Raw genomic sequence first — 25,910 nt, 5'->3', positions numbered from 1 at the left:
CCATGATTAACATTGCAGAGTTGTTTTTATGTGGCTATAATAAATAATATCTACAAACCTTGATCATAGGAGAGAAAGCAATGACAGGATCCTTTGAAAAACTGGGTCTCATCCCAACGTTGGCGGCAGGGCTTAAGAAGGCGGGGATTGAGACGCCGACAGCGATACAGGCGGAGGCCGTTCCGCCGGCCGTCGCCGGCAGGGATGTTGTCGGACAATCGGCCACGGGAACTGGCAAAACCCTGGCTTATTTACTGCCGCTCATGCAGAAAATAGATACGGCCAAGCGGGAAACGCAGGCCATCATTTTGGCGCCTACCCATGAGCTGGCGATGCAGATCCAGCGTCAGACGGAACTGATGGCCCAACAAGCTGGCCTGGCTGTAACCTCGACGCCGGTCATCGGCAATGTCAATATTACCCGGCAGATTGAGAAACTGAAAGACAAACCGCATATTATCGTCGGTTCCAGCGGCAGGATATTGGAACTCATTCAAAAACGCAAGATAGCGGCAGCAACCGTTAAAACCATTGTTTTGGATGAGGTTGACCGGCTGCTGAATGACCAGAACATCGACAGCGTCAGGGCCGTCATCAAGACAACCCAACGGGACCGGCAGTTGCTGCTGTTTTCGGCAACCGTCCCACCGGCAGCGGTTGATAAAGTAAAAGACCTCCTGCAAGATCCGGTTATCGTCCGGATTGAGAAGCAAACCAGCATTCCGGCGGATATCTCCCATATATACCTGGTGGCCGAACACCGGGACAAAATTGAGATGCTGCGGAAACTGGTCCGGCATCTTAATGTGGCGCGGGGATTGGTTTTTATCAATCAGTCCGACAATATTGAGATTATGACTGCGAAACTTAACTATCATGGACTCAAGGCCGCGGGACTTCATGGCAACTCGGCAAAAGAAAGCCGTAAAAAAGCCATGGATGACTTTAAAAGCGGCAGAGCGCAGCTCTTGGTAGCATCCGACTTGGCAGCGCGGGGTCTTGATATTCCTGGGGTAACCCACGTCTTCAATCTGGACCTGCCGGATGACGCCCAGGCTTATCTTCACCGGGTGGGCAGGACCGGCCGGGCCGGTCAAAGCGGCGCTGCCGTCTCAATCGTGACCAGGCAGGAAACCCTTCGTCTGCAGAAGTATGCGAAGGCCCTTAATATCAATATTTTGGCGAAAAATTTAGCGCGGGGTACAGTGGTTGATGTATAATCTACATAACATAAGTGCATTGCGAAAGTCGCTGCCGGCGGTACTGGCAATTCGCCAACCGGGCTTAGGCAATGAAGGTGATTATATTCAGGCGGCGATAACAGTACCGCTAATCGAGAAAGAAGGGGAACTTGCCGTGCTGTTTGAGGTCCGTTCCCAGGCTGTGGCCCGGCAACCGGGGGATATTTGTTTTCCGGGGGGGAAAATTGAAGCAAATGATGTCGGCCCATTGGCGGCAGCAGTACGGGAAACTAGCGAGGAATTGGGCGTACCGGCGGAAAACATTCGCATATTAGGGGCCCTTGATTATTTGATCAGTCCCATCGGGGTTGCTCTCTATCCTTTTGTTGCCGAACTGTCTTTGCCGCAAAATTTTACTCTCAGTACCGGCGAGGTAGCCGAAGTGTTTATGGTGCCGTTGACTTATCTTTTGAATGCCAAACCTCTGGTTACCGAAATGGAAATGGCCACAAAGCCAATCAACGGATTTCCTTTCGACCTTCTGGCGGAAAACTATCCCCGCGGTTACCGGCGGCGGGCCACCTATCCTGTGCTGTTTTACAAGTACGACAAGTATGTAATCTGGGGCCTTACCGCCAGGGTTCTGGAGGGTTTTTTGAAAATATGCCGGACTATAGTATAAGCAATAGATTCCAGAGGTCAACAGGCACAGGATTAGTCTGTTGGCCTTTTGTTTTTTGTGGAATTCGGGCGAAATCTTTTATATTCCTTATACGTATCGACATATGTATCGACGGTACTATGCTCTGAATCGAATAATGGGCGTTGGTCAATTTGCAAGGTTTTATAAACAAGAAATTACCGTCTATTTATTTTAATTTGTAAGTTTTGCTAGATTTTGTAGTAATTTGGCAGGATTTTTTTATTCTATGGAAAAATATACCTTGAGAAGTTGTTTGGTGCGGGGGAGAAGCAAAATGATAGTAACCTTAGCTTGTAGCACATTTGTAGGCACACTCCAGAGCTGTAAGCTTATTTGAAATTGAGGTGAAATAATTATGAAAGTATACGTTGTAGACCCTAAAATAACCCTTGGTCATAATGTTGTTGCTTTGGCCTTTTATAACACGTGTCGTATTGAACTGGAAAAACATGTTGAAACAACATCCATCATGACTGAAATTGTTATGGAATCTGCTAAACCGACAGATCAGGACGTAATGGTTTTTTTTAACCGTGCGGATCAAGCCTACCCAGAGTACTTCATTTCGTTCTTACAGGACGTATTACGGACCGGATGCGGCGTTTTCCCGGTCGCTATAGCGGAGAATCACCGCTATCCGCCGGAAATCGCGTCTTCGCATCAAAGTTACGATGTTGCCGAGCAGCTTCAACAACGTAAGCTTACTACTTCGCAAATTGAGACGGTAGCGGTGGCTTTGGCAAGAACAGTTGTTTCCCGCTTGCAACCATCATTGACGAAACATAACATGAAGCTTTTTTTAAGTCATCGCCGTTTTGACGGGGAAAAAATTGCCGGAGCTTTTCACGATGAGTTGCAAGTTAGGATGCAGCACGTATTTCGTGACCTTAATGCCGTACTTGTCGGGGAAGAGGCCCAGGAAATAATTGAACGCAATCTTTGCAAAAGCGACGCGGTTGTTTTTCTGGATACACCCAGGTGTGGAGAGTCTGAATGGGTGGCCCTTGAATTACGAATCGCACTGGCGAGGCACTTACCAATAGTATGGATAAAAATTGGTCCGAACAATGGACGGGCGGGATTGACGGTTGTTCCGGCGGGTGAGCCTCACTTTAACCGGCCGGACATTGACACCAAAACCCGCAATGTGGGGTCTGGGTTTGTTGATGATGTTATTCACAAGGCCTTCGAAATTTCACGCGAGTACGCAAAGAACGTATTTGGCCATTTGCGGCGGGTGCGGACTTTGGCTGATGAAGGCAGCATTGAGTTGAAGGAATTGAGTTTTCAGCATCTTACATATCAGGTTCAGATTCCAAGGCGGAATTTCCGTTATTTTCAGCGGCCTATGACCCATGTGGTCGGTTTTTACGGCCGTATTCCGCAAGACGATGACCGACTAAGCTTTTTAAACAATTTAGAACAACTGGGATATAAACCTCATCCGGTCTTGGGGCACTTTTATGATGCAGCGTTAATGCTGGCGCCGGTAGCATTGCAGAGCAACCAGGTTCTTGTCCGGCAGCCGCATTTAGTAGATTCTTGCGCTGAATACGTGAACAGCCTGGAAAAATATTTGCGTTCATTGTCCCAACAGACATCTCCTCAAAAGCGAGGTATTATCATTTCTGGTGCATTCCCGGATTGCGAACCGGAACATCAGCAGCATTTGACGGATGCGATTTATGCATTTACTCAGGCGATTTTGGACCGGGAAGGAATTGTCATTTTTGGGGCGCATCCGACCTTTCAACATCTAATTTTCGATATGGCTAGACAAAGAAGGCCAGACGACTTTGTACAGTCTGTGCACATGTATGCCTCAAAGTATTTTGTCACCGATGCCGCTATTGATGAGTTCAAAAAGCATGCCACGACTATTGCCACCGAGGTTGTTGGCAAAGACCGGGCGAAGAGTCTGACAACAATGAGAAGGGCTATGATCCAGGATAAAGAGGCTGCAGCAATGGTTGTTATGGGCGGAAAGACAAACCGGGCGGATATTCCTCCCGGTGTAGACGAAGAAATTGAATTGGCGAAAGCTGCCGGTCTGCCGGTTTTCATCATAGGTTCCGTCGGGGGACGGGCTGCGGAACTGGCTTCGCTGTTAGATGCCGACAACTGGAAAGAAAAGCCGAATCACCTATCGCCAGCGTTTAATCACGAATTAATGGTTAGTTTGGATTACAGCTTAATGGCCAAAGAAATACTTGACAAATTAGGACTATAAACATGGTAAACATATGGATGAACTATTGGAATGTGTATATGCGGCAGGATACATTGGCGAAGCGGTTTGAACGCGTAGAGGCGATAAAGATTATTTTATTATTTTGCTAAGGGAGTGAGGCAGGATGAAGGACAAAGCAATAGCTTTCATAAGTTATAGAAGTTGGAAAGATAAGAACAATCAATCTCAATGTTTAGTTAACAACGGTCATGATTGCGACCATCGTAACAGATATTATGAAAAGTGTGATAATCTAAGCTGTAATTACCGGTTAGCTAATCTTTTTCGCGAGTATATGATAACAGAGAAAATATGTGATGCTAGTTTCCTGATGCCGCCGCGAGCGATTCTACCTGATGGGATGTTATTAACTCCCTATGATTTTTTGGATTTGATGCGGTGCATATATGATAAGATGCATGAATGTAATGTTTTTGTCCGGTTTGGTTTTAGGGAGGTAATGGATTCTTATTGGACTTTACTTGAGAGGGATATATGGAGGCGGCACAATCCTCAAAATCCGCTAGAATATTGGGCAGAACATACGGGAAACCAAAAATTTAATATTACCGGTCCCTACCGGCTTGAAGAAATGTCGGCCGCAAACATTGAGGTTTGGACCAGAGTATATACATATATTCGCGATACACCTGGGACGGTCGGCCATTTCTGGGGCCGGTATTCAAGAAATTGTTATGTAGTGAGTTGTTCCAATTGTGGTGCCAGTATTGTGATTAGCGCCAAATGCATAAATAAACTTTGTGAGTTGGGGATGCGAATTACCTGTCCTTTCTGTGATACAGCGTCCTTTTCCTTTATAAAAAATAATAAGGAAGTCTGTGAATATCTTAAAGGTAAACCGCCAATTCTTCAGGTGGTTCCACATCATACCAGTAATCAATTTAGCAGTTTAATTGATCCTGATATCATATTGGCATTACTCTTAAATGATGATGAATGCTGTCCGGGTAATATACCTTTGTGTTGTTTGCAGGAAGAGTCTTTTCCAAAAGATGCGCAAATAGCCATGGAGTCAGTGCTTATTGTTCCATTAGCAATTCGTGGTATTATGGGAGGACTGAAAGCTCTATATAATGTAAACAAAGGTAAAGATAATAAAAACGTTGTAATTCGCTATCGTGACGAACAAGGAAAATGTTATGAGCAGACCGCCCGGCTTGAGCTGCCCGATGACACTAAGTAAGGATTTAATGGTAACAGACGTAATAATAAAACCAAATGATAGGTGTCAGTTTTGCATTGAAGTGAGAAAAAAGCTCAATAGAAAATTAGATGGGATGGAGGAATTATTATGAGTGGAAATGGTTTTGAAAAAGAATATTCTGAGGAGTCGTTTTGGAAAAAGGTAATGAATTTTGCGAAAAAGGCTGGTGGGAAGATTATCTATATTGCGCTTCTTCTTTATTATGCAGCACAGAGGCCGGAGACGCCTGTTTGGGCTAAAACAGTAGTTTATGGAGCTTTAGGATATTTCATTTGCCCTATTGATGCTGTGCCGGACGTTACCCCATTTGTTGGATTTACTGATGATTTTGGTGTACTTGTAGTAGCAATAACGACTTGTGCTGCGTTTATAAATCAAGATGTTAAGGATACTGCAAGAAATAGAATCAGAGAATGGTTTGGAGACGAAATATTAAACGATATTGATGAGGTTGAAACTCTTTTTTAGAAAACGTATCGTCAAAACAATAAGATGTGAGGATATATTGCAGGTTCCACGCTGTTTACATTAGCTGCGAGACAATACAAGAAAGCATCTTTTTATCTAATCGAAAAAGATGCTTTCTTTGTGCTGTCTCATACTATATTTGCTGATTTTGCAGCTTAAAAACCAAGCCATTTAGCCCGGTTAAGCTAGTTAGATAGAGAATGAGGCGGCTTTTCCGGAACGGATACGCTGTTGGCGATGCGGAAAAACTCGGAACAGCCATGGGCGAACAAGGTCGGAAAATGAGTGTAGTAGTAGGTAACTCCCTGCTGTAAGCGGGTAGCCGCCGTCGCGAAGTTCCCGGCCGTGCCTGCTGCTTTGCCGGCGTTTATGATCGCCGCAAAAGCCTCCTGCATGGCTTTCTGGACAACGGGGTGATCGGCAGCGCCGGGATAGCCCAGGGATTGGGAGAGGTCGGATGGGCCGATGAATAAAACATCTATTCCCGCCACAGCGGCAATCGAAGCAATGTTGCCAAGAGCATCCTTATCTTCAATCTGGATACAAACCAGCGTTTCCCGGTTGCTTTGTTGAGCGTATTCGCTAAGATTAAGGTTGAAGCCGTAGTTTGCCGAACGTGTTCCTACGGCCAGACTTCTTTTTCCCAGCGGATGGTATTTGACTGCGGCTACAATTTCCTGCGCCTCGCTGGCATTATTTACATGCGGCGCCTGCACGCCCATAACACCCCGGTCCATGTACCGGAGGATGATTTCCGGATCGTTTTTCGGCGGCCGTATTATGGAAGTCATGTGGCTTGCTTCCGCCGCCATAGCCATGAGTTCGACTGTTTCCAGGGATATGGAACCATGCTCGCAGTCAATCAGAACCCAGTCAAAGCCCAGTTTTCCGGCCATATCCACCAATTGTACGGCGGGAATCATCATTGAAATACCTAAAACCGGTTTTCCCTGCAGCAGTTTTTCTTTCATCCGGTTACGCATCTTCCATCATCCTTCCGGTTTTTATCCAATTTCGAAGACACCCGCTTCTATAAGCACCGCTGTTCACTGCCTGACTTACTTTATTTTCGTGAGATCCAGATTTAGCGCTTTGGCCGTATCCCGGATAATTTGGAAGCTGTCGTCGCTGGCGGCTACATATTTGCTGGCTTTCAAAGGTATTAAGGTATCCGGTTTCAATTCGTGAACCTTCGTCATGGCTTCGATGAACTTTGTTCGTAAAGCCGGATCCAGATTCTTGGCCACGGCAAAGGGGGATTGGGGGATAGGCGGACAGGTATAAATGATTGGCACTTCGTCTTTGGTAATGATTCCTTTTTCAACGGCGCGCCCATAGGACATTTCGTCAACGCAGGCGGCGTCAATTTTTTTGTTCTTTACCGCCAACACCGAAGCATCATGGCCGTTGGAATAGATCACGGAGGCAAAATCCTTGGCGGCGATGCCGTTATCTAATAAAACTTTGGCCGGAACCAGGTAACCTGATGTGGAAGCCGGATCAGTAAAGGCAAAGTTTTTGCCTTTTAAATCGTTTAACGTTTTTATGCCGGAATCCTTATGCGTAATAAAATAACTGTTGTAAGTCGGCGATCCATTTTCAGCTACGCGCACGACACAGGCTTCAGCCCCCGCTCTTTCAGCCGCCATGATGTAAGAGAAGGGTCCGAACATTGCGGCATCAATATGGTTTGTTCGCATTGCTTCGACAACGCCATTGTAATCGGTTGCCACATAGGGTTCGATTTTTACTTTCATTTGCTCTTCCAGGTAAGCAATTAAGGGTGAAAATTGTTGTAAAGTCTCTTGCGCATTTTCGGAAGGAATGATGCCCAGGCGAAAGGTTTTGGCCGTCTGCACCGTCGGCGCCGTCTGACAGCCGGCAAATACCAGGGTAACGAGAAAACAGACCAGGAGTACCAGACTAACTAGTGGTTTTTTCATGAGTTTTCCCTCCTTGTTATGTTGTTCTATATCAGTTGAATAACTGATCAGGGTTAAGATTGGGATGGAATATGGGAATAATTATTGTTACTTAAGCAAATACAAAGCAGTTTCCAACCTGTCCATGGCTGTTTCCAGATTCGTCATTGAATTTGCATAGGCAATGCGCACGTAAGCCGGTGCCTGAAAGACTACTCCCGGAGTTAATAAAACACTGGTTTCATGAAGGATATACATCACAAAATCAGTGGAGTCGCCAATAAAATAATCTTTGTAGGATTTGCCGAAATAGCCGGCGACATTAACCATAATGTAAAAGGCTCCCTGGGGCGAGATATAGGAAAGGCCCTTGATTCCCTTTAAGCGCTCGACGATAAACCGCCGGCGCCGGTCAAATTCCTCAACCATGGTTTGGATTGGTTCGCGCGGGCCTGACAAGGCGGCGACGGCAGCCTTTTGGCTGATGGAGTTCGCATTTGAGGTAGTGTAGCTTTGGATTAACCGCATAATGTCGATAACCGGCTTTGGTCCGGCCGCATAACCCACCCGCCAGCCGGTCATGGCAAAGGACTTGGACAAGCCGTTGACGGTGACGGTCCTGGCTTTGACAGCATTGCCAAGGGCGGCAACAGAGACAAAGTCTCCTTCATAAGTTAAGTATTCATATATTTCGTCGGCTACGATATAAAAATCGCCCTCATTGGCCAGGTTGCCGATAGCCTGCAGCAGTTCTTTACTATATACCGTGCCGGTAGGATTGTGGGGATTGGTGAGCAAAATAGCTTTTGTTTTCGGGGTGATCCGCCGTTCAATTTTATCAAGAGTTAAGACGGAGCTGCCGTTTTCCAGGGTATCAACGAAGACAGGGGTTGCCTGGACCAGCTTTACCATTTCCGGATAACTTCCCCAGCAGGGGGTGGGTATCAAAACTTCATCCGCTTCATTGCAAATGGCGCATAAGGCGTTGGCGAGAGCTTGCTTGGCGCCGGTGCAGACAATGATGTCATCCGGGGTATATTCCATATGGTTTTCCTCGCGCAACTTCGTGCAGATGGCTTCCCTTAACTCGTAGATACCCTCAATGGGGGTATATTTGGTAAACCCGTTTTCAATTGCGCCGATAGCTGCCTGGCAGATATGTTCCGGCGTCTGAAAATCCGGTTCGCCCAAATTCAAAGCGATTATCTGTTTGCCGGTTCGCTTATAATATTCCAGTTGACTGCGAAATTCCGCGCCGATATTGCTATCCATCCGGCTCAGCCGTTTATTCATCCGGCAGTCACCTCCTTAAATGATTTTTGCCCGGATTCGACTATTAATTTGATCGATAATGGCTACCGTCAGCAAAGTTAAAAAAATGATTGCCGAAGTTTCCTGGTACTGAAATAATCTTATGGAAGTAATAAGGTCAAAGCCAATTCCCCCGGCGCCCACCATTCCCAGTACCGTCGCCGACCGGATATTAACCTCCCACCGGTACAAAATGACGGTGGTGAGTTCAGGCAAAACCTGAGGCCATACCGCAAAACGCAATACTTGCCCGGTGGTGGCGCCGGTTGCCTTTATGGCCTCGATTTCTCCCGTACCGACATTTTCGATTGCTTCGGCATAAAATTTTCCCAGCATTCCCGCTGAGTGTATCGCCAGCGCCATTACGCCGGAAAAAGGTCCCAGACCTACTGCTGTTACAAAGATCAAAGCAACAATCATTTCCGATACCGAACGGGTAAAATTGAGCAGCGTCCGGCAAGCCCAATAGATAACCGGATGAGGCGAGAAGTTGGACGATGCGCCAATGCCAACCGGTATCGCCAGCAGTATGGCCAGAAAGGTGCCGGCAACGGAGATTTCGACGGTCTGCAAAATCGAGAGGAGAAATTGGTCTAAACGCGTAAAATCCGGCGGCAAGGCATGGACAATAAAACCAGCCATGTCCGGCAAGCCTCTTATTAACTCGGTCAAGGAAAAACCAACCTGTTGAAAGCACAAGAGAATGACAACGGCTAAGCCGATAAAATACCAGGGAAAATTCGGTGACAGTTCTTTTTTGATTGTTTTGATGTCATATGTTGGCGGGCGGGTCGCTGCGGGCGGATCATGACTGTCATCTCTCATAGAATTAGCCGCACTCCGGATAGCTATCAGAGTTATCACAGTTATCGTAAACGGAATATATTTCCGCGGCGTTAACTTTATCGGTATCGTACTGGGCAATAATTTGTCCCCGGTTGATGCCGATAATTTTCCGGGCATATTTAATCGCCAGGTCGACAGCGTGTAAAGTTAAGACCAGGGTAATTTTTTCTTCCTCATGGATTTTTGTCAGCAAGTCGAGGATGGCGGTGGCGGTTTTGGGGTCCAAACTGGCTACCGGCTCGTCTGCCAGTAATATTTTCGGCTGTTGGACCAAAGCTCTGGCAATGGCGATTCGCTGCTGTTGCCCGCCGCTTAATTGTCCCGCTTTTTGGTATCGCTTATCGTATAGTCCTACCTTAGCAAGATAATAGCAGGCTATTTCATAATCGGGATTGGTAAATTTAGTCAGCAGGGACGAAAGCACAGGAGTATAGGCCAGACGTCCGCACAGTACATTTTCCAGGACGGATATATTTTTTATAAGGTTAAATTGCTGAAAAATCATGCCGATGGATTTCCTAAATTTACGAAGCTTTTTGGGATGTCGCGGCAATGGGATATTGTCTACTATAATCTGGCCGCTGTCGATATCTACCAAACCGTTAATACATCTAAGCAAAGTTGATTTGCCTGCGCCGCTGGGACCGAGCAAAACTGTTGGGGTATACCGCTCTATGTGACAGGAAACCGACTTTAATACCAACTCCCGGCCAAAGGATTTGTTTACCGAATGCATCCGGATCATCAACATGCCCCCTCCGCTATCTTCTATCTTCTATGCCCCCATTATAATAAATTTTACCAGATGCAATGTTAAGATAGTATTAAGGTGATGTTAAAACCACATTAAAACCATATTAAAACCACAAATAAATCTGAAAACCACAAAAAAACAACATGCAATTGTAGGATTTTGGCTTATGACGGAGAATTAATTATAACTATATAACTAACGTAGGTGAGGATATGAGTGAGAATATGATTTTTGATTCTATGGAACAACGAAGGAAGAAAATACTGGAGGAGTTGAATTTCAAAGACCGGGTTTATGTGAAAGCCTTAGCGCAGGAATTCGGCGTGGCAATGGAAACCATTCGCCGCGATCTTGACTATTTGGCGGCCAACAATCAGCTGAAAAAAATTTATGGCGGCGCAATCAAGGTGAAAAACACCCGTTTGGAACTTTTATATAATGAACGGATGATGCATAATCTGGAGGGCAAACGCATGATCGCCTTAACGGCTGCGCATATTATCGAAGACAACGATACCATCGCCCTGCTGGGTGGAAGTACGACCGAGCAAATGATACAGCACCTGTTGGTAAAGAAGAACCTGGTGGTGGTAACGAATTCTTTGCCTATTGCCTTGGGACTGCTTCAATGCCGGAAGGAAGGAAGCTTCGACGGCAGGGTTATAGTCGTCGGCGGCGAGACTAACGCCGCATCCATGGCGACCAGCGGCTTTTTTGCCGAAGATATGCTGGCGAAACTATCTGTCAATAAAACATTCTTATCCTGTGCCGGTTTCTCCCCGCAAAATATTAGTACATTTAGGGAGGAACACATTCAGTTGTCCAAGCTGCTGCTGGAAAAATCTGATCTGCGCATATTAGTCGCCGACGCATCGAAGATGAATGTTCGTCATTTGTTTAGCTTTGCTACTTTTGAGGATATTGATATAGTTGTATGCAACCGGAAAATACCTGATGAATGGGCAAATGAGATTGATTCGGACTGTTTGCAATGGATAGCAGCCCCAGAGGTGCCGCAGAGCAAAAAAGCATAAGAATTGTCATTTCGCCAATACTATATATGTCGCATTAAAAATGACATCATAACTATACTATGATGTGAACATGCAAAAAAAGATTAGAAAGGGTGACAGCCTTGCGTCTCACTGTTCGTTACAAAGTATTGGCTTTAATTATGCTTTTGGTATTTGCGTTTGCGGCTTTAGCCGGCGGTTGTACCACCAAACCTGCTCCTAAACCCGGAGCCCCGGGAAAGTTTGCCATGCCGCCGCGAATGGTTATTGGCTACTATGAAAACCCATGGCCTGGTACGCCGGATAAGACCGGATCATTCCCGAGCATGAAGACTTTTGCCAAAAGCATGACGGCAGTCGGCCCCTTTTGGTACAGAGCAAAACAAGATGGGGAATTGGAAGCCAGGGATAGCCAGCTCGTGTTGGATACCGCACGTCAGCTCGGGCTAAAATTGTTTCCTTTGGTAACAAATAAAACCGGTTCCACTGATTCCATTCTGGGCGACCCCGCCATTCGCACCAAGGTCACGGACAATATTGTCAAACTGGCTAAAGAAAAGCAATACGAAGGTATCAATATCGACTTTGAACTGTTGCCGCCTAAACATAAAGACAATTTAACGGCCTTCATGGCCGAACTGTATCCTAAGATGAAAGCCGCCAATAAGACGCTGATAATCTCCGTTTTCCCGCAAGTTGATGTGGCTGAGGACGTGTCAGGCGCTTATGATTATCCCCAGTTAGCCCAGAATGCGGATTTTCTCCAAATTATGACCTATGACCACCATTGGGAAACTTCCGAAGCCGGCCCAATTGCGCCAATTGACTGGTACGAAAAAAATATTCAGTATGCCATCGACAAATGCGGCGGACCGCATAAGGTTATTGTCGGGATCGGCGGTTACGGCTACGACTGGGTGGATAAAAAGGGCGAAACAATTAAATATGCTGACGCCATTGTGCTTGCCGACAAGAAAGGCGCCAAAATAATGTGGGATGACCAGTCCCAATCGCCTCATTTCAAATATGACGACCATGAGGTGTGGTTTGAGAATGACAAAAGCACGTCGGTCAAACTTGATGTCATCGCCAAATATAATCCCGCCGGTATTGCCGTCTGGCGTTTAGGTCAGGAACAACCGGAAATCTGGAAGCTGATTGACCAAAAATTTCCTAAACAGCAATAGAGGGCGTAATGCGGCAATATATAAGTGCTTAGCTTTACAAATGCCGCGAACTGCTTACTGCTTTATGTGACATAATTAAATTATGCCGCTGTTGGCGCCTCATATCGGCGTCAACAGCGGCAGGTTTTTTTCTTTTGAAAAAGAATACTGGTTATAATAGCAAAAGTGGAAGGAGGATTCTATATGGCTGTCATAGAAGTTACCATTGTACCCCTCGGTACCGGATCGCCAAGTATCAGTCAATATGTGGCCAGTTGCCACAAGATTTTGGCAGGGGAAAAAGACATTAAATACCAGCTGACGCCAATGTCTACCATCATTGAGGGAGATTTGGACAAGGTTTTGGCAATAATCCGCCGCATGCATGAAGCGCCGTTTGGCGCCGGTGCGCAAAGGGTATCAACAACTATCCGGATTGATGACCGCCGGGATAAGGAATTGACTATGGACGGCAAGATTCAATCAGTTATGGCGAAAATTTGAGGAGTGGAGGAGTCAACATGGAAAAAATAGTAATTCCTGTAGAAGGAATGAGCTGCGGTCACTGCAAAAACGCAGTGGAAAAAGCGGTGCGCGCATTGCCGGGAGTTACCCAGGCTGAAGTGGACTTAGCAGCCAAAACGCTTACCGCCGAGTTTGATTCTAACCGGACTTCGCTGACTAAGATCAAGGCCGCAATTGAAGAAGAGGGCTATACGCCGCTGCCGTAGCCTTAGAAAGAAAAGTCTTGACGCTGCAATCCACTTTTTGTTATACTTAACGCAAGCCCCCCATGCAAATAGGGGGGCTTGATTTATTATATCTAAAGCGGAAAGGGTGGTTCATATGGAATCACGCCTCGAAAAGCGGTTAGCCGCACAGCGTAGTAGTAGACATAAAAACCGATTTTTGTCGGGGTTTATGTGTTTGCTGCTTTTTATATCAGTCGCCGGCGCATCCTACTATTGGTTCAGTGGCGGAACATTTGAGAAAACCCGGCATGCCGGAGTAAACACTTCCATTTCGCCCCAAAAAGTAAATATCCTGGTTTTGGGGGTTGACGAACGGAGTAATGATGCGGGCAGGTCCGACACCATGTTCGTGGTGACAGTCGATACTTCAACCAAACAGGTATCACTTCTTTCTGTGCCGCGGGATACCAGAGTCCGCATACCCGGATACGGCTGGGATAAAATAAACCATGCCTACGCTGAGGGCGGTGTCAAGCTGTCGCAGCGCGCCGTCGAGGATTTACTGGGAATTCCGATCGATTATTACGTCACGATAAATTTTGCCGGCTTTTATAAAATTGTTGATGCCATCGGCGGCATAACCATGGATGTGGAAAAACGAATGTATTATCAAGACCCTTATGACAAGCTGGTGATCGACCTTAAACCCGGGGTTCAAAAAATGGATGGGCGTACAGCCATTCAGTATGTACGTTATCGTGACGGTGACGGTGATATCGGTCGCATTGAACGCCAGCAAAAATTTATGAAGGCTATGTTAAAAGAAGCCGCCAGTCCGTTTATCTTGCCCAGACTGCCGGCCATTATCCGGGAAGTCAGTAACGCCGTCAAATCGGACCTGACTACCAGCGAAATGCTGGGCCTGGCTAAGCTGGTAAATAATGCGGCCAAAGCGGGACTTGAGACCGAAATGGTTCCCGGCAAACCGGCCTACATCAAGGATGTAAGCTACTGGCTGCCGGATGTGGTCGAACTGCGAAAATATGTGGCCAGTATAGAAGGTATGCCGATTGACAGCAAGCTGCTGGCTGATGCCCGGTCTCTGGCCGGTTTGTATGAAAAATCCATACCCCAGGAAATGAAAGTTGTTGAAGCTCCGGTCAAACTAAAGAAGAATCCTACAGCCGGCAATACCCAGCCTGATAAAAAGAGCGATAAAGATACAGGCAAAGAACCGGATAAACAGGCGGTATCCGCTCCCAATACTCCGGACAAACCTAAACCAACTGACAAACCAAGTACTCCCGAACAACCGGTCGGCAAGTTGAAGGTCAGTGTAGTTAACGCCAGCGGCTCCCCTGATGCCGGCAATAAAGTTGCCGGTACGCTTCGCAGCCGGGGGTTTGAAGTGGCAAGCGTTGTTGGTATGAGTTCGACAAATAAGAATACCGTTGTTATCGCCAATAGCGATGACAGTGCAGTTACAGGAAAACTTACCGGCTTGCCTTTCCGTTATGTGCTGCAGGTGAACAAAGAGCCGGATAAAGCCAATCAGCTTACAGTCATTATCGGCAAAGACTATTTAGGGCAGTAAAATTTCCCAGTCATCTATACGTTTAGGGTAGACAAGACCCGCTTCCTTGCCTTACGGCTTGAAAGCGGGTTTTGTTTACGCTCTGAAAGACTTGGCATAAGCCAAGTCTTATTTTATATTCAGATATTCATAATATAAAATTTAAATATACAAAAAAGGATTTTTAATTGACTAAGAATACAATAAAAAAATAATTTTGTAAAATTCGGATTATTATAACCGATAAGTATTATTTTAAACTGATATTTTGATCTGACCGGTTTCAGTAGTATTTAGGGGCGTGTCGTTAGTCTTAATGGCAGACAAGTTGCTCTGTATTACTGTTGAGGGAATAACAACGTCAACAATATTTCCAGCTACGCTGGCCGCACTGCTGTTTTCATCACTGTCTTGATCGTTTTGAGATGCGGCGTTAGTTTGGGTTTCAGTACCCGTATTTTCAGCTGTTTTTTCTTCTCCCTTTTTAACTTCCTCATCAATTTTGTCCATTGTTTCCTTTGCAGAATCCAGGAAATTCTTCGTATTTTCCGCATCTTTATTTACTGCATCTGTTAAATAATTCATTGCCGTTTCTTCTTGTTGTTTTAGTTTTTCCAAGTTATCCAATTTTCTTTGAATTACCACCCCGCGACTTGCATCCGCCCGTATTTCGGCTTCCAGAATTCGAGAATTTCCTTTTACATTCCCTAGCGCACTATTAGCACTTTGAGGTAAAGACGTTAAACCACTCATTTGAATACACACTCCCTTATTTCTTGAACTTTTAGTGCTCTATTATATAAGGAGTTTTCTTATTAATTTCTATGATAATCATGGTGTAAATAGTGTTGATTATTTATCATCAACTATGCTTAAATTTAAGAATTGACTATTTGTTGCAAATCATTACACATTACTGATTATTATATCGTAGCATTCCATTATTCACTTAATAGATAATAAATAAAAATTTTTAAATTAGATTTTCACTGAACATTATAACCAGCCACACTGTTCCCAGATGGCTTAATGATATCCTAAATCTACAAGTAAAACAAATAAAGACTGCTTTGAGCTAGGGGACGTTCAAAAACGGCTGAAAAAGTGCCGCCTGATATTGTACACAATCAGTTTCAACATTGAGTTTTTCGGTGATTTAGGACATTCATCTGACTCACATAATTCATGGCAGTAATGTCTATTTGGTCACAAAATAGTGGATTCCGTAAGGGAGCCGCTATTTTTTCAGGCTTTTTTTGAGATACTAAAGACCAGCAGCCTATTGAAAGGAGCTGATCTCATGTGGGACGAAAGATTGCGCCGTATGCAGATCATGACATATATTGTGCTTGGGGTTATTGTGCTGCTGGTTGTGCGTCTGGGCTGGCTGCAACTGGTCCAGGGAGCTCAGTATAAGAAAATTGCCGAGGAAAACCGTGTGCGGCAAGTTGTCACGCAGGCGCCCCGCGGGACAATATATGACCGGAATGGGACAGTTTTGGTGACCAACCGCCCCAGTTTTGCTATATCAATCATTCCGGCCGAGTATACCAGCCCTGAGCAGGAGACACCGCTGCTTGCCGGCATTATTGGCATCACAACGGAAAAAATTGAGACAATGATTCGGCAAGGGGAAAAATTTCCCTACACGCCGCTTCGCCTTAAACGGGACGTAGACCAGGTGGCTATAGCCAGGGTGGAGGAACGCAAGCGGTATCTCCCCGGTGTTATCATCGAAGCTGTGCCGGTAAGGCATTACGTTTACAAAGAACTGGCGGCCCATTTATGCGGGTTCGTGGGTGTGATCAGCGAAGAAGAGTATGACCAAGGGAAAAATATGGGGTACCACCCTAATGATCTTGTCGGTAAGGACGGACTGGAACGAGAGTGGGAAAAAACACTGCGAGGCAAGAACGGCGGACGGCGGGTGGAGATCAACGCTTCCGGCGAAGAAGTGGGAGCTTTGGAGGATAAACCTTCGATTCCGGGAAATGCGATTGTTCTTACTCTTGATGTTAATTTACAGAAGGCTGCCGAGGAAGCCTTGGCGGCACAAGTAGCGGCAAGCGGGAAAATGGGGGAGCCGGCCAAGGGAGGAGCGGTGGTGGTCCTTGATGTGCGGACCGGGGGGGTGCTGGCCATGGCCAGTAATCCTTCCTTTGATCCTAATGTATTTGCGGTGGGGATTAGCAACAGTAACTGGGAGAAAATTATAACCAACCCTAATAATCCTCTCACGAACCGGGTTATTCAAAGTACCTATCCCCCGGGATCGGTGTTTAAAATTGTGACGGCTTCGGCAGCGCTGAATATGGGGCTAACCAGCCGGGAAGAAATATTTGAAGACAAAGGCGTATATGTATTAAACGGCTGGAGTTTCTATGGGTGGGAGACCACGGGGCTGGGGCGGCTGAACATAGTGGACGGGATAGCCTGGTCCAGCGATCCGCTCTTCTATGAACTGGGCAGACGCCTGGGCGCCGACAATCTGGCGGCTTACGCATTAACCTTCGGACTCGGCAACCCTACCGGCATTCAATTGGCAGGTGAGGAAGCGGGAGTAGTGCCCTCAATCGAGTGGAAAAGGGCTAACTATGGCGAGGAGTGGTATCCGGGAGAAACACTGATCGCCGCCATCGGCCAGGGGTATTATCTTGTAACCCCTTTGCAGCAGGCGTTATTGGCGATGGCGGTAGCCACCGGCGGCGTGATCCACCGGCCGCTGCTTGTTGACAAAACAATAACGCCTGAGGGAAATGTAATTCAGGCTTATCAGCCGGAAATCGCCAGGACAGTTTATCTCCGTCCCGAGGTTTGGGACACAGTTCGCCAAGGTATGCGGGCTGTAATTGAAAAAGGGACTGCCGCTGCGGTCTTTACCGGCTTTCCCCGGGCAGTGGCCGGTAAGACCGGATCGGCAGAAACCGGAAAAGGGACGACCCACTCCTGGTTTGCCTGTTATGCCCCCTATGAAAATCCGGAAATTGCGGTAGCTGTTTTGATTGACGAGGGCGGCGAAGGATCCATGGCGGCGGCGCCAGTTGCCCGCCACATATTGGAAGCCTATTTCGGCTTGCAAGAACAACCCTTGCCGCCTCAACCGAAGACGGATTAAAAAAACTTAAAGGAAAATTTCCACTCAAGGGCGAAAATATGATAAAATAATATCTACGGGAAATATACGGAGAAATATACGGGAAATACGTAAATTCTGTATGCGGACGTGAAGAGATGTCATACTATCCCATGAATGTGAAACTTCAAGGACGCTGCTGCGCCGTTATCGGCGGGGGGAATGTGGCTGAACGGAAGACATTGTCCCTATTGGCAGCAGGCGCGAAAGTTACGGTTGTAAGTCCGGCGCTGACAGAGAAACTCGCCGGCTTGGCGCGGGCGGGGCATATTACCTGGATAGCCAGGGAGTATACAGCAGGGGATGTGCAAAACTGTTTCGTTGTTATCTGTGCGACCGGTGATCCGGCTGTAAACAGCCAGGCTGCGAAGGAAGCCCGCGAGGGTGGTTCACTGGTCAATGTGGCGGACAATCCTGGCCTGTCGGATTTTCATGTGCCTTCGGCCATAACCCGGGGTGATCTCATGCTTACTGTTTCCACCGCCGGTAAGAGTCCGGCCATGGCCCGGCGACTTAAGGAAGAACTTGGCGGCCGTTATGGACCGGAATATGGCAGATATCTGGAAATTGTCGCCAAAGTGCGGCGGGAGATGAAAGAGCAACTGCCTACATCCCAAGACCGGGAACAATTCTGGCGGGACACTTTTGATGAAAATGTACTGACTTTGCTCCGCTTGGGCAAGATGGATGAAGCTGAGGAGAGAATACAAAATGCAGTTAGTAGTACTGGGATTAAACCATAGGACGGCGCCGGTGGAAATACGGGAATGTTTTTCTTTTTCCGAAGAGCAGGTTAAGACGGCATTAAAACACTTGCACGAATATGACGACATCCGGGAATGTGTGATCCTGTCCACATGCAACCGTACGGAAATGTACGCCGTTGTTGAAGACGCCGATGACGCCCTGCCGGTGATGCAGGAGTTTTTGGATCGTATGGCTCCGGGGGTGCTGGCGGTGACTGAATACGATTATTTGTTTTACTACCAGGAAGACGAGTGTATTCGGCACCTGTTCCGGGTAAGCGCCAGTCTGGATTCTTTGGTTATGGGGGAAGGGCAAATCCTGAGCCAAGTTAAGAAAGCCTATGCAATTGCCCGCGGGGTCGGAACCACCAGTACCGTGCTTAATACCCTTTTCAACAAGGCCATAGCCGTGGGGAAAAAAGTTCGCACCGCTACCCGTATTGCCTATAATGCCGTTTCGGTAAGCTACGCCGCGGTGGAACTGGCGAAGAAAGCCTTCGGTGATTTATCGGCATCCAACATACTAATCCTGGGCGCAGGGGAAATGAGTGAACTCACCGCCAGGTACCTGGTAGCCAGCGGCGTAAAAACCGTATTCGTTTCCAACCGGAATTTTGACCGGGCGGCAAGACTGGCGGCGAACTTCAATGGGGTGGCGGTCCCTTTTGAAGATTTTATGAAATGTGCCGTTGAGGCGGATATCGTGGTTACCTCCACCGGCGCACCCCACTACATTATTAGTGCCTGGGACGTGGCGCATCTTATGCCGAAGCGGCGGGGACGCCCGATCATTTTTATAGATATCGCCGTTCCCCGGGATGTGGAGCCGGAAGTGGCGGCTATTGCCGGTTCCACTTTATATAATATTGACGATCTGGAAGCGGTGGTGGAATCCAACCTGAAAAGCAGGGAACAAGAGGCTCGGGCAGCCGAAGCCATTATTGACGAAGAAATGGCAGAACTCGTGCAAAAGTTTCGCTACTTGTCTTATCGCCCGACGCTGGCCCGATTAACCGACAAGGGGGAAGCAATCCGCCGGCGGGAGATGAAGCGAGCGTTGACCAAGCTGCCTGATATTACTTTTGACGAAAAGCGGGTCATTGAAAACATGGCCAAAATGATTGTCCGCAAACTCTTGCGCGACCCGATTATCCGTATGAACGAGGCGGCCGGAACAGATAAGGAACAGTACTACCTAGACGCAATTCGTAAGCTCTTTAAGCTTGACAGCACTCTCAACGTTGCCAGAGATATGGACATGCTTGAGGACCATAGAGGAGAGGGAGTAAGTCTTGACAAAGAAAAAGCTTGTCATCGGTACGCGCGGCAGTAAGCTGGCTTTGTGGCAGGCCCGTCATGTGGCCGATTGCCTGCGGGAATGCTGTCCCGAAGTGGTGATAGAACTTAAAAATATGGTGACAACAGGGGATAAAATATTGGATGTGCCCCTTGCCAAGATTGGCGGCAAAGGTCTGTTCACCAAAGAACTGGAGAACGCTATGCTGAGCGGCGGGATTGATCTTGCCGTCCATAGCCTGAAGGACATGCCTACCGAGTTGCCGGCAGGACTTATTTTGGCGGCAATTACCGAACGGGTTGATCCGGGGGATGCCTTGATCAGTCCGCGTTATAAAACCCTGGCCAATCTGCCGGCCGGGGCCAGGGTCGGCACGTCAAGCCTGAGGCGCAAGGCGCAGCTCTTGAAAAAACGGCCTGATTTAACCATAATTGATTTACGAGGCAATCTGGATACCCGTTTAAGGAAACTGACCACTGAAAACCTGGACGCTATCGTGCTGGCTGTTGCCGGACTCAATCGCCTGGGCTGGTCGGAACAGATCACGGAGATTTTGTCCATGGATGATTGCCTGCCGGCGGTCGGCCAAGGCGCATTGGCTATTGAAGCCCGGAAAGATGATCAGGAAACCATGGCCATGCTGGAGTTTTTGAATCACCCGCCCACTCGTTTGGCGGTAGCGGCGGAGAGAGCATTTCTTAAAGAAGTGGAAGGCGGCTGCCAGGTACCGATTGGAGTATATGGCATTGTCTTGCCGTCCGGCAACGAAGTAAGGCTAAAAGCCGTCATTCTTTCCCTTGACGGCAAAGAGGGGGTAGCAGATTCCATTACCGGGCCAAGCCGGGAAGCGGCAGCTCTGGGTTGTACCCTTGCGCGGAGAATGCTTGCCGCTGGCGGTCGGGAGATACTGGACAAACTTTTCCAGTCAACTTAAAGAGGGGGAACTGCTTATAAACCGTCATCTGCGTCGTTACTCCTGTGGTCCTCACTCCAGCGTACAACCAGTACGCTTCCGTTCCGGTCCTCGTCGTGCCTAGCATCTAACGATTTCTAAGCAGTTCGTGACAATCCATTACTTAAGTAAAATATGGTTATGGGGGAAATAATTTTGGGTGTTGGAATGGTCTATCTGGTGGGAGCCGGTCCCGGTGACTACGGTCTCATCAGTGTAAAAGCTTTGGAATACATACGACAGGCCGATACTATCGTATATGACCGCTTGGCTGACAATAAGCTTATTAACCAGGCCCGGCCTGACGCTGAGTTGATTTATGTCGGCAAAGCCGCCAGCGATCATACCATGCGGCAGGAGGACATCAACCAGCTTTTGGTCGATAAGGCCCAAGAGAACAAAACCGTGGTTCGTCTCAAAGGGGGCGATCCCTTTGTATTCGGACGGGGCGGCGAAGAAGCGTTGAAATTGAAGGAAAACGGGGTTCCCTTTGAGATCGTTCCGGGTATTACCTCGGCCGTTGCTGTGCCTGCTTATGCCGGTATCCCGGTTACTCACAGAGGGATAGCCACTTCTTTCGCCGTAATCACCGGCCATGAAGATCCGGCAAAGCCGGAGTCCACCATTCAATGGAGTAAACTGGCGACTGCGGTAGACACCTTGGTATTTCTAATGGGAGTGGAAAACCTGTCCCATATTACTAGTCAGCTTATGGATCACGGGCGTTCTGCCGATACGCCCGCGGCTGTAATCCGCTGGGGTACCAAACCTGAACAGTCGGTACTTGTCACCACTGTCGGCAAGGCTGCCGAAGATGTAGCCAAAGCGGGCTTAAAACCGCCGGCGATTTTCATCGTTGGTCATGTGGTGGCGCTGCGGGAGCAACTGGCCTGGTTTGACACCAAGCCATTGTTCGGCAAAAAAGTACTGGTTACCCGGGCCAGGGAACAAGCCAGCCTGCTGACGGCTGAGCTTGCCATGCTGGGGGCTGATTGCATCGAAGCGCCGGCAATAAAAATTGTACCGCCGGAAAGTTTTGCAGCTTTGGATAAAGCCATTGGACAACTGGCCGACTATCAGTGGCTGATATTCACCAGTGCCAATGGGGTTGAATATTTCTTTCAGCGTCTGAGCGTTGCCAAACTGGACGCCAGGGTATTGGGCGGATGTAAAATTGCCGCTATCGGGATCCAAACCGGCGCCAGACTCAGGGAGCATGGCATTACCGCTGATGTCATTCCCGGTGAATTCCGGGCCGAGGGCATCATCGAAGTTCTTCAGCCGGTGATTGCCGCCGGTACCAGGATACTTATCCCGCGGGCTGCAGTTGCCCGGGACATACTGCCGGAGAAACTGAAAGCAACGGGCGCAACGGTGGATGTTGTACCTGCTTACCGTACAGTTGCCGGTGACACTGACGGCCAGGAATTGGCGGGGAAATTGGCTGCCGGGGAAATTGACCTGGTTACATTTACCAGTTCTTCCACAGTCACCAACCTGTTAGGTCTGTTGGGACCGGCAGGCCCGTCACTACTCGGCAAAACCAAAACAGCCTGCATCGGGCCCATCACCGCCGAGACCTGCCTGGCCCATGATATTAAACCTGCTGTTATTGCCGAGGAATACACTATTAAAGGACTGGTGGAGTCGATTAAAGGGCTGTATCTTAATGAGGTAAGTAATTCTTAACTAGTATAGGAGGTGTTAGCATGACCGATCTCATATACCGTCCGAGGCGCCTGCGGGCTTCGGACGGCATTCGCGCCATGGTGCGGGAAACGGTGCTGACGCGGGAGAATCTGGTTTTTCCTTTGTTTGTCGTACCGGGGAAAAACATAAAGAATGAGATTAAAGCCCTGCCCGGAAACTATCATTTGTCGCCGGATATGGCGGTCGAAGGGGCTAAAGAAGCCTATGATCTGGGCATTCCGGCCATCTTGGTGTTTGGCATGCCGGAATATAAGGACGATCAAGGCACCAGCGCCTGGGATTTAAGCAGCCCGGTGCAGCAGGCTGTCCGGCTGATAAAAGCCGCCTTGCCGGAATTTGTTGTCATCACCGATGTCTGTCTGTGCCAGTATACTGATCATGGTCACTGCGGTCTGCTCAGAAATAATAAAATTGACAATGATATGAGTTTGCCGCCGCTAGCCCAGGTTGCCCTCAGCCATGCCAAGGCCGGCGCCGACATGGTGGCTCCTTCCGACATGATGGACGGAAGGGTTCGGGCTATTCGCCATATGCTGGACGAGAATGATTATACCGATATAGCCATCATGTCTTATTCCGTGAAATATGCTTCCGGCTATTACGGCCCTTTCCGGGAGGCAGTGAATTCCGCTCCTCAGTTCGGCGACCGCCGCACTTACCAGATGGACCCGGCCAATGCCCGCGAAGCGCTGCAGGAGGCCAGCCTTGATCTGGAAGAGGGAGCGGATATTATTATTGTCAAACCGGCCCTGGCCTATCTTGATATCATCCGTCAGGTAAAGGACGAGTTCACCGTGCCGGTAGCAGCTTACAATGTGAGCGGGGAATACGCCATGGTAAAAGCCGCCGCTCTGCAAGGGCTGATTGACGAAGAACGGGTAGTTATGGAAACCCTTTTGGGAATAAAACGGGCTGGCGCCGACATCATTATTACTTATCATGCCCTTGAAGCCGCCCGCTGGCTTAAGAGATAATTTGTTCACCTTAAGGGGGAACTGCTTATAAACCGTCATCTGCGTCGTTACTCCTGTGGTCCTCACTTCAGCGTACAACCAGTACGCTTCCGTTCCGGTCCTCGTCGTGCCTAGACGGTCTGACTATGATAGTAGAACCGTAATTAGCAAACTTGTTGCAATAAGTTTTTTTCATATGCAACGGTATCTAACGATTTCTAAGCAGTTCGTGGCGATTGATAAACTAAGAGGATACAAGTTTATTACTCATTAAGATGGAGGAGTGCTAATAGCTTGCGCAACCTCGGTTCTCGTTGCGCCTGGGATCTAACGGATTTTAAGCAGTTCGTGGCGGTTGATAAACTAAGAAGATACAAGTTTATTACTCATTAAGATGGAGCGGGCTGAATGGCTCGCGTAACCTGCGGTCCGCGTCGCGGCGCTTTGGTAGAACTATGTCAGTCTGTTGGGATTCAGGCTTACTATCAGGCAAATAAGTTTTATAGTATGCAACGGTTATCTGGTAGGAGACTTGGTCTTAGATTGAAATAAGGAAGAAGGAATTATAAATGGCGTTTAAGTTGGATAAGTCGGCAATGGCATTTGCCGAAGCCAAACGGTATATACCCGGGGGGGTCAACAGCCCAGTGCGGTCATTCCGGGGAGTGGGCGGCACACCTCCTTTTATTGCCAAAGCGCTCGGCAGCAGGCTCTATGATATTGACGGTAACGAGTACATAGACTATGTAGGTTCTTGGGGGCCGATGATTTTAGGCCACGCCCATCCGGAAGTAACCGGAGAACTGGCGGAGGCTATTAACAAGGGAACCAGCTATGGCGCTCCCACACTGCTCGAAACCGAATTGGCCCGTTTAGTTACGGAGGCCTTCCCGTCTATGGAATTGGTGCGGATGGTCAACTCGGGAACAGAGGCTACTATGAGTGCGTTGAGATTGGCCCGGGCTTATACCAAACGGAATAAGATCGTCAAATTTGCCGGCTGTTACCACGGCCACCATGACAGTCTGCTGGTGAAAGCCGGTTCCGGTGCTACCACCCTGGGAGTTCCTGATAGTCCGGGAGTGCCGGATAGTATTGCCGGCCATACCATTACCGTAGAGTACAACGATATAAACGCCCTGGCGGCTGTTTTCGAAAGATATGGGGAAGATATCGCGGCGGTAATTATTGAACCCGTACCGGGCAATATGGGTCTTATTCTGCCGCAACCGGAATATCTGGCCAAAGTCAGTTCCTTAACCGAAAGTTACGGCACACTCTTAATTTTTGATGAAGTAATGTCCGGTTTCCGGGTAGCTTACGGCGGGGCGCAGGAACTCTATGGCATTACACCGGACTTAACCTGTTTGGGGAAAGTTATTGGCGGTGGTCTGCCGGTGGGAGCTTATGGCGGGGCCAAGGATATAATGGAGCTTGTTGCTCCGGCCGGACCGGTGTATCAGGCCGGGACCCTGAGCGGCAATCCGCTGGCGATGACCGCCGGCATTGCCACCTTGCGGCTGATTTCTGAGGTTCCTGATTTCTACGAAAAAATAGGGGCCAAAACAGCAGCCTTGTGTGCCGGAATTCAGGCTCAAGCCCAAGCCTTCGGCTTCAGCTTCCAGTTTCACCAGGTCGGGTCTATGTTCTGTACTTTCTTTACCGACCAGCCGGTGTATGACTATATTAGCGCCAAGCGTTCCGACGTGGCGGCCTTCAATATATTCTTCCACGCCATGCTGGAACAGGGGGTCTACCTGGGGCCTTCCCAATTTGAAGCCGCGTTTATGTCTGACGCCCATACCGGGGCGGATATTGACGCCACTATTGCCGCCAGCGGTAAGGCATTTGCCAAAGTTGCGGAGTTTTACCGGAAAAACAAACATTGATATAATTGATATAATGGGTTTAAAAAAAAACACGCGCATTCGGCTCCGGCTTCCACCGGAGCTTATTTATTATTAACAGACAAAATATGAAAAAATTCGACATTTTTTGCAGGAATTTTTATTATTATAGATAATATAATCATATA

Annotated in this window: 23 protein-coding genes; 17 read left to right on the top strand and 6 right to left on the bottom strand. The window is 47.9% G+C overall.

The window, feature by feature from the left end; genetic code table 11:
* Positions 1-80 precede the first annotated feature (80 nt).
* From MAMMFC1_RS04565 to MAMMFC1_RS04545, 5 genes are all read left to right on the top strand, one after another.
* A complete protein-coding gene (locus MAMMFC1_RS04565; protein ID WP_126306874.1) occupies positions 81-1,220 on the top strand; it encodes a DEAD/DEAH box helicase in 1,140 nt (379 codons plus the stop codon).
* Positions 1,213-1,863: an NUDIX hydrolase gene (locus tag MAMMFC1_RS04560; RefSeq protein WP_126306872.1), complete on the top strand. Its 651-nt coding sequence runs from the start codon at positions 1,213-1,215 to the stop codon at positions 1,861-1,863. The genes MAMMFC1_RS04565 and MAMMFC1_RS04560 overlap by 8 nt, the downstream gene beginning before the upstream one ends.
* 376 nt (positions 1,864-2,239) lie before the next feature.
* Positions 2,240-4,114, top strand: coding sequence for an SLOG domain-containing protein (locus MAMMFC1_RS04555; protein WP_126306870.1), 1,875 nt, complete (start codon positions 2,240-2,242; stop codon positions 4,112-4,114).
* Between the two features lie 730 nt (positions 4,115-4,844).
* Positions 4,845-5,318 carry a hypothetical protein gene (locus tag MAMMFC1_RS04550; protein WP_126306868.1) on the top strand — a complete coding sequence of 158 codons (474 nt, stop codon included), beginning with the start codon at positions 4,845-4,847 and terminating at the stop codon, positions 5,316-5,318.
* A gap of 108 nt (positions 5,319-5,426) precedes the next feature.
* A complete protein-coding gene (locus tag MAMMFC1_RS04545; protein ID WP_126306866.1) occupies positions 5,427-5,807 on the top strand; it encodes a YkvA family protein in 381 nt (126 codons plus the stop codon).
* A 185-nt stretch (positions 5,808-5,992) separates the two neighbouring features.
* Here the strand turns inward: MAMMFC1_RS04545 and MAMMFC1_RS04540 are convergent, their stop codons facing one another.
* From MAMMFC1_RS04540 to phnC, 5 genes are all read right to left on the bottom strand, one after another.
* Positions 5,993-6,790, bottom strand: a complete 798-nt coding sequence (locus tag MAMMFC1_RS04540) for an HpcH/HpaI aldolase family protein (RefSeq protein ID WP_197723915.1) — start codon at positions 6,788-6,790, stop codon at positions 5,993-5,995.
* 75 nt (positions 6,791-6,865) lie between these two features.
* A complete protein-coding gene (gene phnD, locus MAMMFC1_RS04535; RefSeq protein WP_126306864.1) occupies positions 6,866-7,750 on the bottom strand; it encodes a phosphonate ABC transporter substrate-binding protein in 885 nt (294 codons plus the stop codon).
* A gap of 87 nt (positions 7,751-7,837) precedes the next feature.
* Positions 7,838-9,022 carry a pyridoxal phosphate-dependent aminotransferase gene (locus MAMMFC1_RS04530; RefSeq protein ID WP_126306862.1) on the bottom strand — a complete coding sequence of 395 codons (1,185 nt, stop codon included), beginning with the start codon at positions 9,020-9,022 and terminating at the stop codon, positions 7,838-7,840.
* Between the two features lie 15 nt (positions 9,023-9,037).
* Positions 9,038-9,865: a phosphonate ABC transporter, permease protein PhnE gene (gene phnE, locus MAMMFC1_RS04525; protein WP_126306860.1), complete on the bottom strand. Its 828-nt coding sequence runs from the start codon at positions 9,863-9,865 to the stop codon at positions 9,038-9,040.
* Between the two features lie 4 nt (positions 9,866-9,869).
* Entirely contained in the window at positions 9,870-10,631 is a 762-nt protein-coding gene (gene phnC / locus MAMMFC1_RS04520; protein WP_126306858.1) for a phosphonate ABC transporter ATP-binding protein, read from the bottom strand.
* 248 nt (positions 10,632-10,879) lie between these two features.
* On the opposite strand from phnC, the gene MAMMFC1_RS04515 reads away from it, so the two are divergent.
* From MAMMFC1_RS04515 to MAMMFC1_RS04495, 5 genes are all read left to right on the top strand, one after another.
* Entirely contained in the window at positions 10,880-11,674 is a 795-nt protein-coding gene (locus MAMMFC1_RS04515; protein ID WP_197723914.1) for a DeoR/GlpR family DNA-binding transcription regulator, read from the top strand.
* Positions 11,675-11,766: 92 nt separating this feature from the next.
* Positions 11,767-12,840 (top strand): glycosyl hydrolase family 18 protein, encoded by a 1,074-nt coding sequence (locus MAMMFC1_RS04510; protein WP_126306856.1) that lies wholly within the window; start codon positions 11,767-11,769, stop codon positions 12,838-12,840.
* Positions 12,841-13,023: 183 nt separating this feature from the next.
* Positions 13,024-13,323 (top strand): MTH1187 family thiamine-binding protein, encoded by a 300-nt coding sequence (locus tag MAMMFC1_RS04505; protein WP_126306854.1) that lies wholly within the window; start codon positions 13,024-13,026, stop codon positions 13,321-13,323.
* Positions 13,324-13,340: 17 nt separating this feature from the next.
* Entirely contained in the window at positions 13,341-13,550 is a 210-nt protein-coding gene (locus MAMMFC1_RS04500; RefSeq protein ID WP_126306852.1) for a copper ion binding protein, read from the top strand.
* A gap of 190 nt (positions 13,551-13,740) precedes the next feature.
* Positions 13,741-15,105: an LCP family glycopolymer transferase gene (locus MAMMFC1_RS04495; protein ID WP_232035782.1), complete on the top strand. Its 1,365-nt coding sequence runs from the start codon at positions 13,741-13,743 to the stop codon at positions 15,103-15,105.
* Between the two features lie 234 nt (positions 15,106-15,339).
* Here MAMMFC1_RS04495 and MAMMFC1_RS04490 read toward each other — a convergent pair whose 3' ends face one another.
* A complete protein-coding gene (locus MAMMFC1_RS04490; protein WP_126306848.1) occupies positions 15,340-15,837 on the bottom strand; it encodes a hypothetical protein in 498 nt (165 codons plus the stop codon).
* A 547-nt stretch (positions 15,838-16,384) separates the two neighbouring features.
* Between MAMMFC1_RS04490 and mrdA the strand changes: the two genes are divergently transcribed.
* The 7 genes from mrdA (at position 16,385) to hemL (ending at position 25,764) form a co-directional block, all read left to right on the top strand.
* Entirely contained in the window at positions 16,385-18,199 is a 1,815-nt protein-coding gene (gene mrdA / locus MAMMFC1_RS04485; protein WP_126306846.1) for a penicillin-binding protein 2, read from the top strand.
* Between the two features lie 131 nt (positions 18,200-18,330).
* Positions 18,331-18,960 (top strand): precorrin-2 dehydrogenase/sirohydrochlorin ferrochelatase family protein, encoded by a 630-nt coding sequence (locus tag MAMMFC1_RS04480; RefSeq protein WP_232035660.1) that lies wholly within the window; start codon positions 18,331-18,333, stop codon positions 18,958-18,960.
* The gene (gene hemA, locus MAMMFC1_RS04475) at positions 18,929-20,296 is read left to right on the top strand and encodes a glutamyl-tRNA reductase (protein WP_126306842.1); all 1,368 of its coding nucleotides are present in this window, start codon (positions 18,929-18,931) and stop codon (positions 20,294-20,296) included. The genes MAMMFC1_RS04480 and hemA overlap by 32 nt, the downstream gene beginning before the upstream one ends.
* Entirely contained in the window at positions 20,256-21,194 is a 939-nt protein-coding gene (gene hemC, locus MAMMFC1_RS04470) for a hydroxymethylbilane synthase (protein WP_126306840.1), read from the top strand. Before hemA ends, hemC begins: the two co-directional genes overlap by 41 nt.
* A 186-nt stretch (positions 21,195-21,380) precedes the next feature.
* Positions 21,381-22,901, top strand: coding sequence for a uroporphyrinogen-III C-methyltransferase (cobA, locus tag MAMMFC1_RS04465; protein ID WP_416338602.1), 1,521 nt, complete (start codon positions 21,381-21,383; stop codon positions 22,899-22,901).
* 20 nt (positions 22,902-22,921) lie between these two features.
* A complete protein-coding gene (gene hemB, locus MAMMFC1_RS04460; protein WP_126306836.1) occupies positions 22,922-23,896 on the top strand; it encodes a porphobilinogen synthase in 975 nt (324 codons plus the stop codon).
* 548 nt (positions 23,897-24,444) lie between these two features.
* The gene (gene hemL, locus MAMMFC1_RS04455) at positions 24,445-25,764 is read left to right on the top strand and encodes a glutamate-1-semialdehyde 2,1-aminomutase (protein WP_126306834.1); all 1,320 of its coding nucleotides are present in this window, start codon (positions 24,445-24,447) and stop codon (positions 25,762-25,764) included.
* Positions 25,765-25,910: the final 146 nt, after the last annotated feature.

This window comes from Methylomusa anaerophila, from assembly GCF_003966895.1.
Taxonomy (GTDB): domain Bacteria; phylum Bacillota; class Negativicutes; order Sporomusales; family Sporomusaceae; genus Methylomusa; species Methylomusa anaerophila.
This window is presented reverse-complemented; position numbering and strand designations above follow the sequence as displayed.

Bases quoted from the DNA above. Each gene is read 5' to 3' on its own strand.
- MAMMFC1_RS04565 (WP_126306874.1), top strand. From the start codon at position 81: ATGACAGGATCCTTTGAAAAACTGGGTCTCATCCCAACGTTGGCGGCA.
- MAMMFC1_RS04560 (WP_126306872.1), top strand. From the start codon at position 1,213: ATGTATAATCTACATAACATAAGTGCATTGCGAAAGTCGCTGCCGGCG.
- MAMMFC1_RS04555 (WP_126306870.1), top strand. From the start codon at position 2,240: ATGAAAGTATACGTTGTAGACCCTAAAATAACCCTTGGTCATAATGTT.
- MAMMFC1_RS04545 (WP_126306866.1), top strand. From the start codon at position 5,427: ATGAGTGGAAATGGTTTTGAAAAAGAATATTCTGAGGAGTCGTTTTGG.
- MAMMFC1_RS04540 (WP_197723915.1), bottom strand. From the start codon at position 6,790: ATGCGTAACCGGATGAAAGAAAAACTGCTGCAGGGAAAACCGGTTTTA.
- phnD (WP_126306864.1), bottom strand. From the start codon at position 7,750: ATGAAAAAACCACTAGTTAGTCTGGTACTCCTGGTCTGTTTTCTCGTT.
- MAMMFC1_RS04530 (WP_126306862.1), bottom strand. From the start codon at position 9,022: ATGAATAAACGGCTGAGCCGGATGGATAGCAATATCGGCGCGGAATTT.
- phnE (WP_126306860.1), bottom strand. From the start codon at position 9,865: ATGAGAGATGACAGTCATGATCCGCCCGCAGCGACCCGCCCGCCAACA.
- phnC (WP_126306858.1), bottom strand. From the start codon at position 10,631: ATGATCCGGATGCATTCGGTAAACAAATCCTTTGGCCGGGAGTTGGTA.
- MAMMFC1_RS04515 (WP_197723914.1), top strand. From the start codon at position 10,880: ATGGAACAACGAAGGAAGAAAATACTGGAGGAGTTGAATTTCAAAGAC.
- MAMMFC1_RS04505 (WP_126306854.1), top strand. From the start codon at position 13,024: ATGGCTGTCATAGAAGTTACCATTGTACCCCTCGGTACCGGATCGCCA.
- MAMMFC1_RS04500 (WP_126306852.1), top strand. From the start codon at position 13,341: ATGGAAAAAATAGTAATTCCTGTAGAAGGAATGAGCTGCGGTCACTGC.
- MAMMFC1_RS04495 (WP_232035782.1), top strand. From the start codon at position 13,741: ATGTGTTTGCTGCTTTTTATATCAGTCGCCGGCGCATCCTACTATTGG.
- MAMMFC1_RS04490 (WP_126306848.1), bottom strand. From the start codon at position 15,837: ATGAGTGGTTTAACGTCTTTACCTCAAAGTGCTAATAGTGCGCTAGGG.
- mrdA (WP_126306846.1), top strand. From the start codon at position 16,385: ATGTGGGACGAAAGATTGCGCCGTATGCAGATCATGACATATATTGTG.
- MAMMFC1_RS04480 (WP_232035660.1), top strand. From the start codon at position 18,331: ATGAATGTGAAACTTCAAGGACGCTGCTGCGCCGTTATCGGCGGGGGG.
- hemA (WP_126306842.1), top strand. From the start codon at position 18,929: ATGCAGTTAGTAGTACTGGGATTAAACCATAGGACGGCGCCGGTGGAA.
- cobA (WP_416338602.1), top strand. From the start codon at position 21,381: ATGGTCTATCTGGTGGGAGCCGGTCCCGGTGACTACGGTCTCATCAGT.
- hemB (WP_126306836.1), top strand. From the start codon at position 22,922: ATGACCGATCTCATATACCGTCCGAGGCGCCTGCGGGCTTCGGACGGC.
- hemL (WP_126306834.1), top strand. From the start codon at position 24,445: ATGGCGTTTAAGTTGGATAAGTCGGCAATGGCATTTGCCGAAGCCAAA.